Origin of the sequence: Reyranella sp. CPCC 100927 (assembly GCF_007859315.1) — a bacterium.
Lineage (GTDB): Bacteria > Pseudomonadota > Alphaproteobacteria > Reyranellales > Reyranellaceae > Vineibacter.
Window position 1 is genome coordinate 1 of the sequence record NZ_VOHA01000074.1, and the last position, 540, is coordinate 540.

Genomic DNA, 540 nt, shown 5'->3' on the forward strand with positions numbered 1-540 from the left:
ATCGCGACCTGGCCCTGGATCGCACCATGATCCCGCTGGGCTCGTGCACCATGAAGCTCAACGCCGCGGTCGAGATGGCCTCGATCACCTGGCCCGAGTTCGCGGACGTCCACCCGTACTCCCCGGCCTGGCGCATGCAGGGCTGGCAGCACCTGGTGGAGGACCTCGAGTCCCGCCTGGCCGAGCTGACCGGCTACGCCAAGGTCTCGATCCAGCCGAACGCCGGCTCCCAGGGCGAGCTCGCCGGCCTGCTGGCGATCCGCCGCTGGCACATCTCCCGCGGCGACGAGGCTCGCGACCTCGTGCTGATCCCCGCCTCGGCGCACGGCACGAACGCCGCCTCCGCGGTGCTGGCCGGGCTGCGCGTGCGCGTCGTGAAGACCGCGCCCGACGGCACCGTCGATCACGAGGACCTGGACAAGGCCATCGCCGACAACGAGGGCGCGATCGCCGGCATCATGATCACCTACCCCTCCACGCACGGCGTGTTCGAGGAGGACGTCCGCGAGGTCTGCGGCAAGATCCACGACGCCGGCGGCC

At 71.3% G+C, this 540-nt stretch carries 1 pseudogene; it reads left to right on the forward strand.

Features of this window, described 5'->3' with window-relative positions:
* Positions 1 to 26 precede the first annotated feature (26 nt).
* Positions 27 to 540: pseudogene (locus FQU96_RS42020) on the forward strand (glycine dehydrogenase (aminomethyl-transferring)); the annotation flags it as partial.